General features: G+C 70.9%; 15 protein-coding genes and 1 pseudogene. 11 read left to right on the top strand and 5 right to left on the bottom strand.

All coding sequences use genetic code 11. From position 1 onward, the window contains the following. Nucleotide 1 precedes the first annotated feature (1 nt). The 7 genes from ACH4XV_RS34880 to ACH4XV_RS34850 all read left to right on the top strand — a co-directional run bounded on the left by ACH4XV_RS34880 (nt 2) and on the right by ACH4XV_RS34850 (nt 7,003). The gene (locus tag ACH4XV_RS34880) at nt 2-961 is read left to right on the top strand and encodes a sirohydrochlorin chelatase (protein WP_395796337.1); all 960 of its coding nucleotides are present in this window, start codon (nt 2-4) and stop codon (nt 959-961) included. Continuing rightward, a complete protein-coding gene (locus ACH4XV_RS34875; RefSeq protein WP_395796336.1) occupies nt 958-1,392 on the top strand; it encodes an urease subunit beta in 435 nt (144 codons plus the stop codon). The genes ACH4XV_RS34880 and ACH4XV_RS34875 overlap by 4 nt, the downstream gene beginning before the upstream one ends. Then, a complete protein-coding gene (gene ureC, locus ACH4XV_RS34870; RefSeq protein WP_395796335.1) occupies nt 1,392-3,116 on the top strand; it encodes an urease subunit alpha in 1,725 nt (574 codons plus the stop codon). Before ACH4XV_RS34875 ends, ureC begins: the two co-directional genes overlap by 1 nt. Nucleotides 3,117-3,119: 3 nt before the next feature. Beyond that, nucleotides 3,120-3,863, top strand: a complete 744-nt coding sequence (locus ACH4XV_RS34865) for an urease accessory protein UreF (RefSeq protein WP_395796334.1) — start codon at nt 3,120-3,122, stop codon at nt 3,861-3,863. A gap of 76 nt (nt 3,864-3,939) precedes the next feature. Then, entirely contained in the window at nt 3,940-4,560 is a 621-nt protein-coding gene (gene ureG, locus ACH4XV_RS34860) for an urease accessory protein UreG (protein WP_395796333.1), read from the top strand. Nucleotide 4,561: 1 nt separating this feature from the next. Next, on the top strand, nt 4,562-5,620 hold the full coding sequence (locus ACH4XV_RS34855; protein WP_395796332.1) for an urease accessory protein UreD: 1,059 nt from the start codon (nt 4,562-4,564) through the stop codon (nt 5,618-5,620). A 36-nt stretch (nt 5,621-5,656) separates the two neighbouring features. Continuing rightward, a complete protein-coding gene (locus ACH4XV_RS34850; protein WP_395796548.1) occupies nt 5,657-7,003 on the top strand; it encodes an ammonium transporter in 1,347 nt (448 codons plus the stop codon). A gap of 176 nt (nt 7,004-7,179) precedes the next feature. Here the strand turns inward: ACH4XV_RS34850 and ACH4XV_RS34845 are convergent, their stop codons facing one another. Then, nucleotides 7,180-8,088 (bottom strand): DUF4344 domain-containing metallopeptidase, encoded by a 909-nt coding sequence (locus ACH4XV_RS34845; RefSeq protein WP_395796331.1) that lies wholly within the window; start codon nt 8,086-8,088, stop codon nt 7,180-7,182. 627 nt (nt 8,089-8,715) lie between these two features. Further along, nucleotides 8,716-9,528: an MBL fold metallo-hydrolase gene (locus tag ACH4XV_RS34840; protein WP_395796330.1), complete on the bottom strand. Its 813-nt coding sequence runs from the start codon at nt 9,526-9,528 to the stop codon at nt 8,716-8,718. A 142-nt stretch (nt 9,529-9,670) separates the two neighbouring features. Between ACH4XV_RS34840 and ACH4XV_RS34835 the strand changes: the two genes are divergently transcribed. Together ACH4XV_RS34835 and ACH4XV_RS34830 are read left to right on the top strand one after the other, a co-directional pair. Beyond that, nucleotides 9,671-10,072 carry an Rrf2 family transcriptional regulator gene (locus tag ACH4XV_RS34835; RefSeq protein ID WP_395796329.1) on the top strand — a complete coding sequence of 134 codons (402 nt, stop codon included), beginning with the start codon at nt 9,671-9,673 and terminating at the stop codon, nt 10,070-10,072. Nucleotides 10,073-10,371: 299 nt separating this feature from the next. Beyond that, nucleotides 10,372-10,899, top strand: a complete 528-nt coding sequence (locus ACH4XV_RS34830) for a DUF5662 family protein (protein ID WP_395796328.1) — start codon at nt 10,372-10,374, stop codon at nt 10,897-10,899. 145 nt (nt 10,900-11,044) lie between these two features. Here the strand turns inward: ACH4XV_RS34830 and ACH4XV_RS34825 are convergent, their stop codons facing one another. Then, on the bottom strand, nt 11,045-11,623 hold the full coding sequence (locus ACH4XV_RS34825; protein WP_395796327.1) for a hypothetical protein: 579 nt from the start codon (nt 11,621-11,623) through the stop codon (nt 11,045-11,047). A 938-nt stretch (nt 11,624-12,561) separates the two neighbouring features. Here ACH4XV_RS34825 and ACH4XV_RS34820 point away from each other — a divergent pair. Together ACH4XV_RS34820 and ACH4XV_RS34815 are read left to right on the top strand one after the other, a co-directional pair. Beyond that, entirely contained in the window at nt 12,562-13,812 is a 1,251-nt protein-coding gene (locus tag ACH4XV_RS34820; RefSeq protein ID WP_395796326.1) for a sensor histidine kinase, read from the top strand. Next, complete coding sequence (locus ACH4XV_RS34815; protein ID WP_395796325.1) at nt 13,800-14,459, top strand: response regulator; 660 nt, start codon at nt 13,800-13,802, stop codon at nt 14,457-14,459. The genes ACH4XV_RS34820 and ACH4XV_RS34815 overlap by 13 nt, the downstream gene beginning before the upstream one ends. Here ACH4XV_RS34815 and ACH4XV_RS34810 read toward each other — a convergent pair. Further along, nucleotides 14,344-15,669: an MFS transporter gene (locus ACH4XV_RS34810; protein ID WP_395796324.1), complete on the bottom strand. Its 1,326-nt coding sequence runs from the start codon at nt 15,667-15,669 to the stop codon at nt 14,344-14,346. The genes ACH4XV_RS34815 and ACH4XV_RS34810 overlap by 116 nt on opposite strands. After that, a pseudogene (locus tag ACH4XV_RS34805) lies at nt 15,666-16,750 on the bottom strand (asparagine synthetase B family protein). Before ACH4XV_RS34805 ends, ACH4XV_RS34810 begins: the two are co-directional and overlap by 4 nt. Nucleotides 16,751-16,844: the final 94 nt, after the last annotated feature.

The following is a 16,844-nucleotide window of genomic DNA, read 5'->3' as shown; positions in this document are numbered from 1 at the left end:
GGTGTCCGACCACACCCGGGTGATCGTGGTGTGCGGCCGGGAGTCGGGCCAGGGTGCGGATCTACGCGAACTCGCCGGGCCGGACACGTCCGTGGTCACCCCCGGACGGGAACTGCACCGGGCGCTCGCCACACGGCCATCAGGTCAGTACGCCGTCGTCGTCCCGATGACGCTGGGCCGGGAACCCGGCCTGGTCGCCGAGACCGCGCGGACCGTCCGCGCGCTGCCGCCAAAGTCGCGCGAGGGTGTCGCCGTCGCGGAGCCGTTCGGTACCACCGACCACCTGGTCGGCTGGCTGCGCGCCGCCGCCAACGCAGTGGCCCAGGACGCCGCGTTGCTGGTCATCGCTCCGAGCGGGGACCCGTACGAGGACGCCGAATTGGACCGGGCCGCGTACTTGGTGCGCCGCAACGGACGACACCGGCTGGTGGAGACGGCCCTGATCGGCGGTGACCCGGACGTCGCCGAGGGCCTACGGAGATGCGTACTTCTGGGAGCGCGACGCATCGCCGTGCTGCCGGCGTCGTTCGCCGCCGCCCCGCTGCCGTCCGCGGTCGACGGGGTCCCGGTGTCCGACGCCGGCCCGCTGCTCTGCCCGGCCGCGTTGGCCGCGGTCCTCGCCGCCCGGGTCCGCACCGCGCGCCACCGGCTGCGCGACCACGGCGACGACGGCGTCGGCCGCGCGCTCGGCGCCGCCGACGGGTTCGGCCTCGGCCACACCCACGGCCTCGGCGACGAACACCACCACGATCACGGTGGTGGCCACCACCCGCACCACGGCCCCGGCGCCGAGCACCACCACAGTCACGGCCCCGGTGGTCACCAGGGCCACCGCGGGCCGGGGGAGGGCCGCGACCTCGGTGGCTCTCCGCAGGAGCGCACGCAGATCCACATCCGCACCACCACCCCGCCCCCGACTGCCGCCACCGTGACCGCGGCCGGCACAAGGAGTCACCCATGACATCCACCATCGGCGTCTACCTCTACGGCGACGATCCGGTCGAGATCAACGCCGGCCGCCGGACCATCAAGGTCACCGTGGCCAACACGGGCGACCGCGCAGTCCAGGTCGGCTCGCATTACCACTTCTTCGAGGTCAACTCGGCGCTGCGGTTCGAGCGCGACAAGACACTCGGCATGCACCTGAACATCCCCGCGGGGACGTCGGTCCGTGTCGAGCCGGGCGGCAGCCGTGAAGTCGAGTTGTGCGAATACGCCGGCACGGGCCGCCTCACGGGGTTCAGCGGCCTGCTCAACGGCAGTGTCGTCTCCCACCCGGCGCGCATCGCCGCGTTCCACAAGGCCCTGGAAGAAGGCTTCGAGGGCGCCGACGGCACCGACGACAGCGGCGGCAAGGACAAGGGCCAAAAAAGCACGAAAGGCGCGAACTGATGCCGATCCTCTCCCGCAAGCAGTACACCGACATGTTCGGGCCCACCGTCGGCGACAGGTTCCACCTGGCCGACACCAACCTGATCGTGGAGGTGGAAAAGGACTTCAGCGAGGGCCTCTACGGTGACGAGATCCTGTACGGCGGCGGCAAGACCATGCGCGACGGCATGGGTTCCGACCCCCAGGCCTCCGCCGCGCAAGGCGCGCTGGACACGGTCATCACCAACGTCGTGGTGATCGACCCGATCCTCGGCGTCGTCAAGTGCGACATCGGGATCAAGGACGGGATGATCGCGGGGATCGGCAAGTCCGGCAACCCGCAGACGCAGAACAACGTGCACCCCAAGCTCGTCGTCGGCGCGTGTACCGAGGCGATCTCCGGCGAGCATCTGATCGCCACCGCCGGCGCGATCGACACCCACGTCCACCTGATCTCGCCGCAGCAGTGCCGGCAGGCGCTGACCAACGGCATCACCACCCTCATCGGCGGCGGCACCGGCCCGACCGACGGCTCGAACGGCACGACCTGCACTCCCGGGCCGTACAACATCTCCCGCCTCCTGGAGGCGGCCGAGGAATTGCCGGTCAACATCGGCATCATGGGCAAGGGCAACAGCAGCCGCCCGATGTCCCTGGACGAGCAGATCGAGGCCGGCGCCTGCGTGCTGAAGGTGCACGAGGACTGGGGCGCCACCCCGGCGGTCATCGACTGCTCGCTCCGCGTCGCGGACCGGCACGACGTGCAGATCGCGATCCACACCGACAGCCTCAACGAGTCGGGCTACTTCGAGAGTACCCGCGCGGCGTTCGACGGGCGCACCATCCACACCTTCCACTCGGAAGGCGCGGGCGGCGGCCACGCTCCCGACATCCTGCGGGTCACCGGCGAGCCGAACATCCTGCCGTCCTCGACCAACCCGACGCTCCCGTACACCAAGAACTCGGTGGACGAGCTGCTCGACATGGTCATGGTCTGCCACCATCTGAACCCCGACATCCCGGAGGACGTGTCCTTCGCGGACAGCCGGGTGCGCGCCGAGACCATCGCCGCCGAGTCGGTGATGCACGACCTCGGCGTGATCAGCATGGTGTCGTCCGACTCGCAGGCCATGGGCCGCGTCGGCGAATCCGTCACCCGCTGCTTCCAGATCGCGCACCACTGCAAGGACAAGCGCGGCCCGATGGACGGCGACAGCGCCCGCAACGACAACCAGCGGGTGCTGCGCTACCTGGCCAAGGTCACCATCAACCCGGCCATCGCCACCGGCATTTCGGAATACGTGGGCTCGCTGGAAGCGGGCAAGCTCGCGGACATCGTGCTCTGGCCGATCCACTCCTTCGCCGCCAAGCCCAAGATGATCATCAAGGGCGGCATCGTGTCGTGGGCCCAGATGGGCGACCCGAACGCGTCGCTGCCCACCCCGCAGCCGGTCATCTACCGGCCGATGTTCGGGCAGTTCGGCCGGGCGCAGCAGTCCACGCACCTCACCTTCATGTCGCAGGCCGGCATCGCCGCGGGCGTCCCGGAGAAGTTGGACCTGAAGCGCAAGGTGGTCCCGGTGAGCGGCACCCGCGTCATCGGCAAGCACAACATGGTCCGCAACAGCGCCCTGCCCAAGGTCGAGGTCGACCCGGAGACCTTCAAGGTCAGTCTGGACGGCGAGGTCACGACCATCGAACCGGCCGAGACGCTGCCGCTCAACCAGCTGTACTTCCTGGTGTAGCGGATGCCTGGCAGCTCGGAACACTCGCCCGGCACGGACCGGTCCCTCGAGCCGCGGCTCGGGAGGCTTGCCCCCCTGCTGGTCAGCCTTCAGCTGGCCGACTCGGCGTTCCCGAGCGGCTTCTACACCCTTTCGCACAGCCTTGAGGGCTACGCCCAGGCGCGCGCCGTCACCCCCGAGACCCTCCCGGACCTCCTCGCCGACCTGCTGCGGCACGGCGTCGGACCGGGCGACGCCACCGCTCTCGCGCTTGCCCACCGGGCGGCGGCCTGCGGTGATCTCGACAGCGCGGTTGTGGCCGACCGGCGGCTGTTCGCGGGCAAGCTGAGCCGCGAGATGCGCCAGGCCGCGACCCGCACCGGGCGACAGGTCCTCGACCTGTCCGCCGAGGTGTTCGGCGTGCCGGTCATCACGGACTACCTGCTCCGGGTCAAGGAGCGCCAGGCGCCCGGCACGCAGGCCGTCGCGGCCGGCATCGTGCAGGCCGCCGCCGGGGTGCCCGTCGACCAGGCGGTCGCCTCCGACCTGTTCGCGTTCAGCGCGAGCTTCGCCGGGGCCGCGCTGCGGCTTCGGCTCACCGACCACCGCAGGGCACAGGTGCTGCTGCGCGGCGCCGCCCCTGTCATCGAGGAGACCGTCCGGGCCGCGCTGGCCCGGAACCTGGCCGACCTCGGCTCGACCGCGTTCGCCTCCGACATCATGTCCGGCCGCCACGAGCGCGCCGAGGCCCGCTTGTTCGCCAGCTGAGCGACCGCCCACGCGAAGAGCCGCGAACCCGGTCGCAGACGACTCGGGACATCGCCTCACCACCACGAGGAGCACTGTGGACGACAACGTACTTCGGATCGGGATCGGCGGGCCGGTCGGCTCCGGCAAGACCGCGCTGATCGAGGCGCTGGTGCCGGTGCTCATCCGCCAGGGCCACCGCCCTGCCATCGTCACCAACGACATCTACACCCAGGAGGACGCCCAGCACGTCCGCCGCACGCTGGCCGGTGTCCTCGACCCCGAACGGGTGGTCGGCGTCGAGACCGGCGCGTGCCCGCACACCGCCGTCCGCGACGACCCCACGATGAACCTGGCGGCCGGCGCGGAACTGCTCGAACGCTTCCCCGAGGTGGACACGTTGCTCTACGAGTCCGGCGGAGACAACCTGACGCTGACGTTCAGCCCCGCCTTGGTCGACGTGTTCGTCTTCGTCCTGGACACCGCCGAAGGCGAGAAGATGCCCCGCAAGCGCGGCCCGGGCATCACCGAATCCGACCTGCTGGTCATCAACAAGATCGACATCGCGCAGTACGTCCGCACGGACATCACGGTCATGGAGTCCGACGCGTACAGGGTCCGCGAGGGACGCCCCGTGCTGCTCACCGATTCGCTGGCCGGGGTCGGCGTCGAAGACCTCGCCACGTTCCTGCACTCCCGCCGCACGGTGCTGATCTGACATGACCACCGCCCCGCCACTGCCGCTGACCGACCGGTCCGCCGAGGCCCGGCAGACCTCCGGAGGCGCACCCGACGTGCCCCCCGACCCACCCGTCGACCCGCCCCCCGGCCTGGCGCGGTCCGTGCCGGACCGGCTCGCCGAGGCGCACTGGGCGGTCGGCCACCTCCCGGCGGAGGTGGCCGACCTGGCCGCGCGTCCCGACACCCTCGCCCCCGGCTCCGCGGCCAAGGTCGGCATCCTCGACCTGGCCTTCGAGGTGCGCGGCGGACGCACCGAACTGGTCGAGCGCTACCAGAAGACCCCGCTCCAGCTCATGCGCCCGCTGTGGATCGACCCCGCACAGCCCGACACCGCGTACGTCTACGTGATGGCCACCGGCGGCGGCGTCGCCCAGGCCGACCGATACCGCATCGACATCCGCTGCGGACCCGGCGCGCGCGTCCACCTCACCACCCAGGCCGCCACCAAGGTGTTCCGGATGGAGCAGGACTATGCCACCCAATCGGTCGAGCTCACCGCGGAATCCGGTGCCTACCTGGAATACCTGCCGGACCCGCTGATCCTGTTCCGCGACGCGCGGTTCTACCAGCGCACCACCGTCACCGCCACCCCCGGTTCCACCGTCGTCCTCGGGGAAACGCTCACCGCCGGCCGCCTGGCCCGCGGCGAGCGCCACGACTACCGGGTGCTGGCCACCGATCTGGAGATCCGCCGCCCCGACGGCACCCTGCTGGCCGTCGACACGCTGCGCCTCATGCCCGGTGACGACCGGAGCGCCGTCACCGGTCCCGCGGTGTTCGACGGATACGACCATCTGGGCTCCCTGTTCGTGGTCAGCGATCTGCGTCCCGCCGCGGCGATCGCCGATGCCCTGCACGAGGCGTTGGCCGGACGGGACCTGCGCTACGGCGTGTCCACCCTGCCCGAGGAGTCCGGGGCGTGGCTGCGCCTGCTGGAGGACAGCCCGATCCGCACCGCCGAGGCGTTCTCCGACGCATGGCGTGCGGTCCGCCTGCTGCTCACCGGCAGCCCGGCACCCGCTCTGCGCAAGACCTGACGTTCCGCCTACGAAGGAAGAGTCGACACAGTGCCCATGCTCTCCGCGCCGCCGCCGATGCCCCCGGCCTACAACGCCGGCGATACGGCTTGGCTGCTGGCCTCCACCGCGATGGTCCTGCTGATGACCCCGGGACTGGCGTTCTTCTACGGCGGCATGGTGCGGGTCAAGCACATCCTGATGATGATCAAGATGAGCTTCGCGGCCCTCACCTTCGGGACTCTGGTCTGGTGGATGCTCGGCTACACCCTGGCGTTCGGACCGGACGTCGGCGGCGTCGGACTCATCGGCAACGTCGACCAGGCGTTCTTCCGCGGCATCCGGCTCGACACGCTCAGCGGTGCCATCCCGACCTACATCTTCGCGACCTTCCAGATGGGCTTTGCCGTGGTCACGGTCGCGCTGATCAGCGGGTCCATCGCGGACCGCGCCCGGATGCGCGGATGGCTGGTGTTCGTCCCGCTTTGGCTGCTCATCGTGTACGCGCCGGCCGCGCACTGGGTGTTCGACGACAGCGGCTGGATCCACGACCGACTCGGCGCGCTCGACTTCGCCGGCGGCCTGCCCGTCGAACTCAACTCCGGGGCGGCCGGACTGGCCGTGGCCCTGGCGCTGCGCGGCCCGAGCGACTGGGCCCGCCGCGAGGAGCGCCCCAACAACATTCCGCTGGTCGTCATCGGCGTCGGGCTGCTGTGGTTCGGCTGGTTCGGCTTCAACTCCGGCTCCGCGCTCAACGACCAGGGCACCGCGGCGGCGGCTTTCCTCAACACCCAACTCGGTGCCGCGGGCGCCATGGTCACCTGGCCGCTCGTCGAGAAGTGGCGGACCGGGCGGATCACCACCACGGGCGTGGTCTCGGCAGCGGTCGCGGGCATGGTCGCCATCACCCCTGCCTGCGGCGAGATCAATACGCTCGGCGCGGTCGTCACGGGCCTGGTGGCAGGCTTCGTCTGCGCGTTCGCCATCACCTTGAAGTACCGCTTCGGCGTGGACGATACGCTCGACGTGGTCGGCGTGCACGGCGTCGGCGGCATCACCGGCCTCGTGATGGTCGGCCTGTTCGCCACCGCTCGGATCAGCGGCCGGAAGGGCCTGTTCCACGGCGGAGGCTGGAGCCTGCTCGGCAAGCAGGTACTCGCCATCCTTGCCATGGCCACCTTCTCGTTCGTGCTCAGCTGGGTGCTCGCCAAGATTATCGACGCCACCGTCGGGTTCCGGGCCTCCGCCCGATACGAGTCCGTCCCCGGGGCGCAGGTCGAGGAGGCGTACGACACCCTCACAGCGGACCGCCTCGGCGCCCTCGTGCACGACAGCGCGGTCCACACCGACAGCGAACTCCGGGAAAAAATCACCGAGTTGCTCCGCATCCGACGGCACGACTGACGGGCGGCCCGCGTGATTCGGCATGGGCGCCCTATTCGGTTGCGTGGCGAGCGTCGATTCGCGGAGAGTCGTCGCCTGCGCGATCTGGACTTGACCGATGGCGGTCGATGAGGACCGGATCGAGTACTGGCGCCGGTGTCCGGTACCGATACCCCGGGGGATGGGTGCGGCGATGTTCAGTGGGTTCGAAGCGCGGGTTTCAGGTCCTTCAGCCACGTGTCGCGGACGTTCGTCCACTCGCCCGCGCACCCGGCGGCGCGTTCCGGGGGCAGGAGGTTCGTGCTCAGCAGGCCGCGGTTGCCGTCAGGGGCAGCCCCGTAGAGGTAGCAGAGCAGATTGGCGGCGCGGGCGGAATCGGGGAGGGTGTCGTCCCTGGTGGTGTCCGGTGCCGCGGTGGCGTCCTCGTCGGTTTGGTCGTCCTCGGCCGCGGAGAGCCGGTACTCCTCCAGCACCGCCCGCAATTGCCGCTCGCCCTCGGCCCCTCGACGCAGTTCCATGAAGGCGGCGAAGCGATCCGCGACGTCCTCCTCGGCCGCGTCGGCGACGTTCAGGTCGAGTGTGTCGACGAGAGCGTGGCCCGCCTCGTGGTACAGCACCTCGGTCACCACGGCGAGAACCTCCTCGTCGGCCGGGTGACGGCCGCCGCCCTCGAAGACCTCGCGCACGTCGGAGATGTCGTCGTAGCACATCTCGATGCGGCCGGTGGCGTCGTCGTAGGCCGAGCCCGCGCCGGCGCAGGATCGGCCGACGAGGGTGATCTCGCGGCCGGGCACCAAGAAGTCGTTGAGCGCCTCGGCGACGGCCTCCATCGCAGCCCGGTCGCGCAGGAGGGTGGCGGCCTGCCTGTCGGCGGGCGCCGGGTCCTCGAAGCGGACCACGAACGTGCCGCCGGTCGGCGCCGAACCGGTGGAACCCTTCGCCTGCGTGGGCTTCGGGCCGGTCGGTGGCGCGGGGGTCGGGCGGACCCGGCCGGCGTGGCCCGACGACGTGCAGCCACCGAGCAGCACGACGGCGAGCACGCTCGCCGATGCCCCGACCAGGCCGAGCCCGCGAAGGCGTCGATCCGATGTCCATCGACCCGTCATTTTGCACCCACTGTCGTCAATGGCCGGTCGATGCCCTACCGGCCCGACTATCGGGCCCGGACATGAGCACGGCACGAACGAGGTGAACGGCACGAACGAGGAGAACAGCACCTGGTCGACCGGAGTGGCGATGCGGTGGCCAGGACGAACGCGCAGACCCCGAAAGGTCCTTCGTCACACGGTTGTCACCCCCGGAGCGGGTAGCGCGGTCGTGGCCGCGAACGACGTTACCACCGGCCCCACGGGTGTCGTCCACCGATTGCCACCGGGCGGGCGCAGATTGTGAGTGGGTGGTGTGGTGGCGGTGTGTCGGTCGGCATCGTGCGGTGGGGGAGCCCGGGGATTACGGGTGCCTCCGCTGAGGTCGTCGTGTCGGTGTCGGTGTCGGCGCCGGCGCGGACTCGTGACGTCGTCGAGTGGTCACCGGTGGGTACAAACCTGCCCCGAAGCCCGCGAGTTCGGATCCGTGACCCACGCTCTCGCGGCCGTGCTCGACTCCCGCGACGCGACGACCCGATCGACGTCGGACGCCGTTGACTCCCGCGAAGCGTCACGCGCCGTCGATGTGTTGCGCGTGACGCTTTCCCTGGGCCTTCCGGTTGCTCTGCTCACCGTTCCGGTCGTGCCCTACACCGGCGAACCGTCCCCTGTTTCCTCGGCGTTCCGGATCGGGAGGGGTACGGGTTCTCCGTCGTTCACGAGTGCGGCGGTGATGCCGCGTGCCTCGGCGGCCCGGCGGAAGCGGCGTTCGACGTCGGGTTGTTCGGTGTAGATGGGCGGGTTGTGAAAGAGCCCGTGGTGGATCGCGCAGGCGGTGCCTGCCCCGAGCGCGGCGGCGGCCTCGATCGCGTGCTCGGGCGTCATGGTGGCGGGTACATCGGCCTCGTGGCCATCGAAATGGGCTATGACGCCGTTGACCGGCACGAACGCGACGTCGAACGGGCCGTGGTCGCGGGCGATCTGCCACCAGTTGCCGTGCCACATGGTGTCGCCGCAATGGATGATCCGTCGCCCTGCGCCCTCCACGATCCAGGCGACTTGGTCGGCCTCGCTGCCGCGCCAGTCCAGCGCGACGACCGGCGTCACCGTCAACGGACCGATGTAACGGGGGAGCCCGATCTCCTGAGGGATCACGTCGATGCCGGCCTCCCTCAGCGTCGGTGCGATCGGTGTGTGGCAGCCGACGGTCCCGGAAGCGGCGAGTCGGGTGATCAGTTCGTGGTCGTAGTGGTCCGGGTGCAGGTGCGTGAGCAGGACGTGTGTCCCGGGAGGAGTGTCGATGGGAGGCAGGGGCCGGCGCGGCGGCCCCATGACCGGGGCGAGCGGCTCGGCGTTTTCGAGTGGGTCGATGACCAGACGGGTGTCGCCGAGGCGAACCTCGACGCCGGCCCATGCCAGGCGACGCAGGTGGGGAGTTCGGGTCTGGATTCCAGTGGTCATTTCGAGCCTCCTTGTGGTGCGGCCGGTAGCCGCCGGGCGGGCAGTGATTCGTTTCGGGGGCGAAAGGGTCGGTGAGCGCCTCCGGATTCCGAAGGGCCAGTACGACCTCCCGCGGGTCGGTGCTCCGCGGTACGAACATCTGTTGACCTACCTCGCGAACACGACCGACGGCACGCCGGTGAGTTCGGACGAGCTCTCCGGGAGCACCAACGCCAACCCCGTCCACGTGCGCCGGGTGCTCGGCCCGCTGCGGGAAGCCGGGCTGGTGCGCTCACGCCCGGGCGTGCACGGGGGCTGGGAACTGGCCGTCGACGCGGGGGACATCGCGCTCGCGCAGGTCTGGCGACTCCTCCAGGGCACCGACCCGGTGTTCGGACTGCACGGACCCGACCCCGAGTGCGCCGTCGGCCGCGGTGTCCAGCAGACGCTGACCGCACTCGAGCGAAGGGTCTCCGACGCCGTCGCCACCGAACTCGAACGGTTCACCGTTCGTGACATCCTGAACGGAGACGTCGCAGCGCCGGCGCAGTCCGCCCACGCGTGACGGCTCCGCCGTCGACCACGACCTGCCGCGACCCCGGCTCCGAACGAAGCCGACGACCGAACCGCGGCAGGTCGTGCGCACACGCCCACGAAAGCCGAAACCGTCAGGTGTCCGCTCGGTGAGGTCTTTCAACAGGTCGGCGATCTGCGCGCCGGTGGTGGTGCGGGGGTTGAGGCGGTGGATCTCCATCACCGGGTTCTCACACTCTGCTCTACCACAGGTCGGAGACTTGACGAATGTGCGTCGTACCGCGATCGCACAGCGACGACGCAGTCCTATCGTGAATCAAGCCTGGAGCCATGATGGACACACCGTTCGACTCCACTGCCGACACCCTGCGACACAGCCTGCGCGTTGCCGAGCTCATGGGCGAGCCGATCAAGGAGCTGATCGACCGGTCCGTGCGACACGACCTGAGCAAGACCCGCGAACCGGAGCTGTCCGCCTACGACCAATTCGCTCCGAGGCTGCGGGAAGCCACGTACGGTACTCCGGAACACGCGGCGCTGGTGGCGGGGATGGGCGAGGGGCTTCGCCACCACTACGCGCACAACCGCCACCATCCGGAGCACTTCCCCGACGGGATCAACGGCATGACGCTGGTCGACCTGATCGAGATGCTCGCGGACTGGAAGGCGGCCACCGAACGCGGCGGAGACGGCGACCTGGCACGCGCCCTGCGCATGAATCGCGAAAGGTTCGGCATCACCGCGCAACTGATGGACGTCCTCATCAACACCGCCCGCCACTACCGGTGGCTCAACGTCGGCGAAGGCGCCGAACCCACATCGCCGTCATCACAGAACCTGTGCGGCCCGGATCTATAAATCGAACATCACCCGCTACCGCGGCATCGATCGCGTGGAGGGCGAGTGGATCATGAGGATCTGCGGTCGCACCGGCGTCAATACCGGCAAGTGGGTTCGGATCGGCGGCGGTTCCGGAGCTCACGTCACGTACACCTCCCCCCGATCAAGGCACCTGGAAGGCCAGAGCGCGGGCTGTGGGAATCGTGCCGACCATGTCGATCAGGTCCCCGGGAGGCGTGCCGAGGATCGGGGCCGGCAGCGGGAGCAGTTGCGCGTCGTCGCCGAACGAATGATGCGCGGCGCCGGCCACGGTGAGTTCGAGCCGCCACCCGCGCAGGTTCGACCAGAAGGCGCGCAGCGCCGGATTGCTCGCCATGCCGCCCTTGGACGGCGTGTCCACCACGAGATACGGGCGATCCAGGCCCGCGGTGACGACCGGGCCGAGCGCCGCGCCGTCCAAGCCCGCACCGGCCTTGATGCGCGCATCGGCGAGCATCGCGGACGATGTGGCGGCACCGCCGAGCGAATGGCCGAACATGCCGATCCGGGTCATGTCGACGGCGCCGGCCAGGCCGCCCGGCAGGGGCCGCCGCTCGGCGTCGGGATTGTCGCCGACGGCGATCGCGGCCAAGCGGTCGAGCACGAACGTGGTGTCCGCCGCGCGTACTCGGACCGCCTTGGCGAAGTCGGTGACGCCTGCGGGTGGGCCCACCGCGAGGCGTTTGCCCGGGAATTCCACCACCGACCGGTCGTCGGCACTCGCCGACACCTCCGTAGACCGGGGAGGGCGGAGGCGCGGGTGCCGCCCGCTCCGCCGCCCCCACCCGCGACGAGCGGACCCATCCAAGCACCAAATTCCGACGCCCGGAACGCGTACCCGTAGCCGTGTTCGTCGATACGTCGGGGCATCGGTCATGGTGCCTCGCCCCCGGATCGATCCGCCTCGCGAGCGGGTGTTCGGTGCGAGGTGCTCCCGAGGCGAGGCGGCCGTCATACCGTGAGCGTGACGTTGACGGCGACGCCGACGACGATGATGGCCAGCAGTATCCATGGCCACAGCGGGCGTTCCTTCGGGGACTCCCAAGGGGTGTTGTCACGGTCGTGGTTCATGAGGGTTGCCTTTCGTGGACTGATGGACTGGGTCATTCGGGAGAGCGGAACGGATCGAAGGTGAAGTTGGCGGTTACCGCGGTCATGGCTTGTGCCTTGGTTCGCACTCATCGCGATATCCCTCACCCCCGTCCGCTCGGACGACCAGCCATGGCCCGGCGACGGGTTCCCCGACCGGCGCAGCGCGGTTCGCCGCGCCTCGACGAGGGCCGCCGGCCGGACGCCGGGGGCGGTGTGCCCCGGGTGGATGCGGGACACCGCCTCCAGGGACACCGCGTACGCGGTCGTCGACTCTGTGCGCTGCCCGGCGGGCAGGTCCATCTCGCCTCCGGAAGTCGGGCCCGCGGTCGGTGCCCGTCGCGCTTTCGTACGGGGTCGCGGAACTTCGCCCACCGTAGGTTTCGCCGCAGGGTGCGGACCATCCCGCGGACACGCGTATGTGCGCTCGCCCTCGTGGGATGGTCGGGGGTGGTGCCTGCACTACTTCGAGACGGTCGGCCGACGGTCCGTAGGGTGTTCGCGGGGGCGGCGAGGTGCCGGCGCCGTACTCGGGACGAACGGAACGACGTGGTGGCAGGGCATCGGGGCACACTCGGGGCGGCGATACGAGCCGGCGGTCGGGCGGTGCGCCGCGCCGTGTTCGGTGGCGCCACGGCGCTGCTCGCACTATTGGCGCTGCCCGTCGTGGTGGCGGTGGTGCTGCTGTGCTGTGTCGGTGTCGGGCTGCCGCTGCTCCCGGTCGCGGCCCGGGGCGTGCGCCGACTGGCCGGGGTGGAGCGCCGCCGGGTGGGTGCGATCCTGGGCACCCCGATGACCGACGCCTACCGCCCGCTGGAGGGCTCGTTGCCCACGCGGGTGTACACCGTCCTGCGGGACCGGCAGACGCGTCGCGACCTGCTGTGGCTGCCGGTTCACGGCGTGAGCGGACTGCTCGCCGGGTTCGTCGGGCTTGCGCTCGTACTCGCCGCGCTGAACAACCTCACGATGCCGGCGTGGTGGTGGGCGGTGCCGGGCCGGTCGCCGTCGGGGGTGGGCTTCGCGGTCGACTCGTGGGGGCGTGCCGCGTTGACGCTGCCCGTCGCAGTCCTGCTCGGTGTCCTCGTCCCGGCTCTGGTTCCGCCACTGGTGACGGGACAGGCCCGGCTCTGCCGCGCGCTGTTGGGTCCGCCGCCCGGGCGGTCGCTCGCCGAGCGCCTGGCCGAGGTCACCGCGAGCCGCGCCGCTGCCCTGGAGGCGCACGGCGTCGAACTGCGACGCATCGAGCGCGATTTGCACGACGGGACGCAGAACCGGCTGGTGGCGGTCGTCATGCACCTGAGCCTGATCGAACGCGCCATCGAGCGAGATCCCGCGGGTGCGCTGCCGCTGGTCCACCGAACCCGGCAGGCCGCGGTCGACGCCCTGGACGAACTGCGCGACGTCGTCCGCACGATCTACCCGCCGATCCTCGACGAACGCGGCCTCGACGGCGCGGTGGTCACGCTCGCCGCGCGCTGTCCCGTGCCGTGCTCGGTGGACACGGCGGGCTCGGTGCGCGCGCCCGCGTCCGTCGAGGCGGCCGCGTACTTCATCACAGCCGAAGCGTTGAACAATGTGGCCAAGCACAGTGGCGCCGAGCGGGTACGGGTGCGGCTGTTCCATGAGGAGGGCACGCTGGTGATCGAGGTGGACGACGACGGGCGCGGCGACGCGCGCGAGGCCGCGGGTGGTGGTCTGGACGGTATGCGCCGCCGGGCCGAAGCCCTGGACGGGCGGTTGACACTGACCAGCCCTCCCGGCGGACCCACCCGACTGCGGGCGGAGTTGCCGTGCGGGTGTTGATCGCCGAGGACGACGCGCTGTTGCGGGAGGGACTTTCGCTGCTCCTCGCCGGCGAGGGGTGCGAGGTGTGCGCCGCCGTGGACAACGCGGACGACTTCCTGGCCGCGGTCGCGGAGCACGGCCCGGACGTGGCGGTGGTCGACGTGCGGCTGCCGCCCGACTTCCGGGACGAGGGGCTGCGCGCGGCCCTGGAGGCCCGGCGCCGCGTCCCCGCTCTGCCGGTTCTGGTCTTGTCGTCGTATGTCGAGGACCGGTACGCGGCCGACCTGCTCGCCGACGGCAGGGGCGGGGTCGGCTATCTGCTCAAGCATCGAGTGGGCGATCTCGACCACTTCATGACGGAGTTGCGTCGTGTGGCGGCCGGCGGAACCGCCATGGATCCGGAAGTCGTCGCGCAACTCCTGGTGCGACGCCGGGCCGACGACCCGCTGCGCGACCTCACCGAGCGCGAACGCGAGGTCCTGGCCCTGATGGCCAGGGGAGAGGCCAATGCCGAAATCGCCGCACGACTACGGGTCAGCGACGGCGCGGTCAACAAGCACATCCGCAACGTGTTCGCAAAGCTGGGGCTGGCCCCCGGCGACAGCGGACACCGCAGGGTCCTGGCGGTCCTGGCCTACCTCGGGAACCGGCCGGATCCGGGGTGAGCGAGGCGGGCCGCGGCCGATTTCCGCACTGCGACGTGCCACTCACCGCGCCCGCCGCGACCACCGTGCCCGCCCGGTGGTCGCCTTGACCCATCAGCCACACGCCCCACGACGTCGCGCCGTACAGGACGGCCAGGTTCCACGACAGCGCCACCGCCGTGAAGCCCGGCGCGTGCGAGGCCACCAGCGTCTGCTGGTTGGTGTCGAAGGCCCCCGCGGCGAGGAACCACACCAGCACTGCCACCACGTTGAGCCACAGCGGCCGCCCGCCCACCGCCACCACCAGCGCGACCAGCAGCACGAGCGTCCACACGGGCAACAGCAGGTCCTCGGTGCGTCCCCCCGCCCGCGCCGCGTCCCCCACCCTGCCCCCGAGCGCCGCGCCCGCGAACATGCCCAGACCGCTGAGCAGCCCCACCGTGCCCAGCGCGCTCGCCGACAGGTCGTAGCGGGTGTCGAGCACGTCGGCGAGGTAGGTGTAGGCGCCGAGGTTGGCGGCGTGGAACAGGAAGGTGATCGCCAACGTGCGCCGCAGCGGACCGCGGGTCCACACCTTCAGCAGGGCTCGCGGTCCCTCCCCCGGATCCCGGGGTCGCTCGCGCGCACCGCGCAGGCCGTACAGGAGCAGCGGCAGCGTGACCGCGGCCCCCACGCCCAGGAGCGCGAACGCGCGGTGCCACCCGGCGGCGTCGGCGACGAACGCGCCCAGCGGCACCCCGAGCACCTGGCCCAGGGCGAACGCCGCCATCCCCGCGCCCATCGCACTGCCCCGAACCGCCTCCGGGGCGGTGGTCGCGATCCACGTCCAGATCGCGGGGCCGGCCGTGGCCACTCCCAGCCCGGCGAGCGCGCGCGAGCCGACGAGCAGCGCGAAGTCGCCGGTGAGCGCCGCGACCACGTTGCCGGCGACGAACAGCGCGGCGCCCATACCCACCATGACGGTGGGACCGAGCCGCGGATAGGCCAGTCCGAGGAACGGCCCGGTCACCGCTTGAACGAGCACATAGGCGGTGACCAGGTGCGCCGCGGCCGTCACCGACACGTCGAGGTCGGCGGCCACCTCCGGCAGCAGCGGCGACACGAGGTACATCTCGGCGCCGACCATGAACAGGAAGAGGTACAGCGGCAGATAGCCGATCAGCGCCCGGCGCGGCGTCGGCGCGGCGGCGACGTCGGGCGCGGCGACCCGCCCGCCCCCGTCCGCGCTCACAGCGGCAGCACCGGGTCGTAGGCGCGCAGCCATACATCGAAGTTGAGCGCGAGTTCGGCCCCGACGTTGCTGATCAGGCTGCCCTGTTCGGAGACCGTGACGGCGTCGTGCAGCGCGGCGTCGTCGAACAACTCCGGGAGCCGGCAGTCGGGTTCGGCGAGTCGCGCGGCCAGTTGTCCGCGCAGCGCCTGCGAGTAGGCGGGGTCGGGGGTGGAGGGGTAGGGGCTCTTGGGCCGGTACAGCACGGCCTCGGGCAGCAGGTCGGCGACGGCGGCGCGCAGCACGCTCTTCTCGCGGCCGTCGTGGGTGCGCATGCTCCACGGGATGTTGTGCACGTACTCCACCAGGCGGTGGTCACAGAACGGCACCCGTACCTCCAGACCGACCGCCATGCTCAGTCGGTACTTGCGGTCGAGCAGGGTCGGCAGGAATCGGGTGAGCGCCAGGTGCCCGATCTCGTCCATGCGGTGCTCCAACGCAGCCGCGCCGTCGTGGTGTCGGACCTCGTCCAGCGCGGTGCGGTACTGGTCGGCGACGTAGTCCTCCACCGCGAACCGCTCGCGCACATCCTTGCGGAACAGCGCCAGGATGCGCTGATGGAGCCGGCCGTGCGCCGGCGAGTCGGCCATCCAGGGGAAGGTATCGGCATGCACCGCCTCGGGGTGGTGGAACCAGCGGTAGCCGCCGAACACCTCGTCGGCCGACTCGCCGGACAGCGCGACCGTGGAGTGCGTGCGGATCGCCGCGAACAACTGATGCAGGCTCAGGTCGAGATCGCCGATGCCGAGCGGCAGGTCGCGGGCGCGCACACACGCCTCGCGTACCTCCGGGGCGGCCAATCGGGTGCCGTCGAGCACGATGTCGCGATGCTCGCTGCCCAGGTGGGCCGCGGCCAGTCGCACGTAGGGGTCGTCCTCGGTCTCGGCCGCCCTGCCGGAGGCGTCGGTGAATCCGACCGAGAACGAGCGCGGCGGGCGAGCGCGGTGATCGCGGAGGAGTCGAGGCCGCCGGACAGCAGGGTGCACAGGGGTACGTCGGCGACGAGTTGACGGGTGACGATCTCCGCCAGGAGGTCGCGCACATGGGCGATCGTCTCGGCCCGGTCGTGCCGGTGCTCGCGCCGTTCCGGTTCCCAGTAGCGCCGTTCGGTCGCGTACCCGTACGTCGGCGCCCCG

The organism is Embleya sp. NPDC020630, from assembly GCF_044334985.1.
GTDB lineage: Bacteria > Actinomycetota > Actinomycetes > Streptomycetales > Streptomycetaceae > Embleya.
Note: the sequence above shows the minus strand (reverse complement) of the source record. Positions and strands in the feature narration are given on the sequence as shown.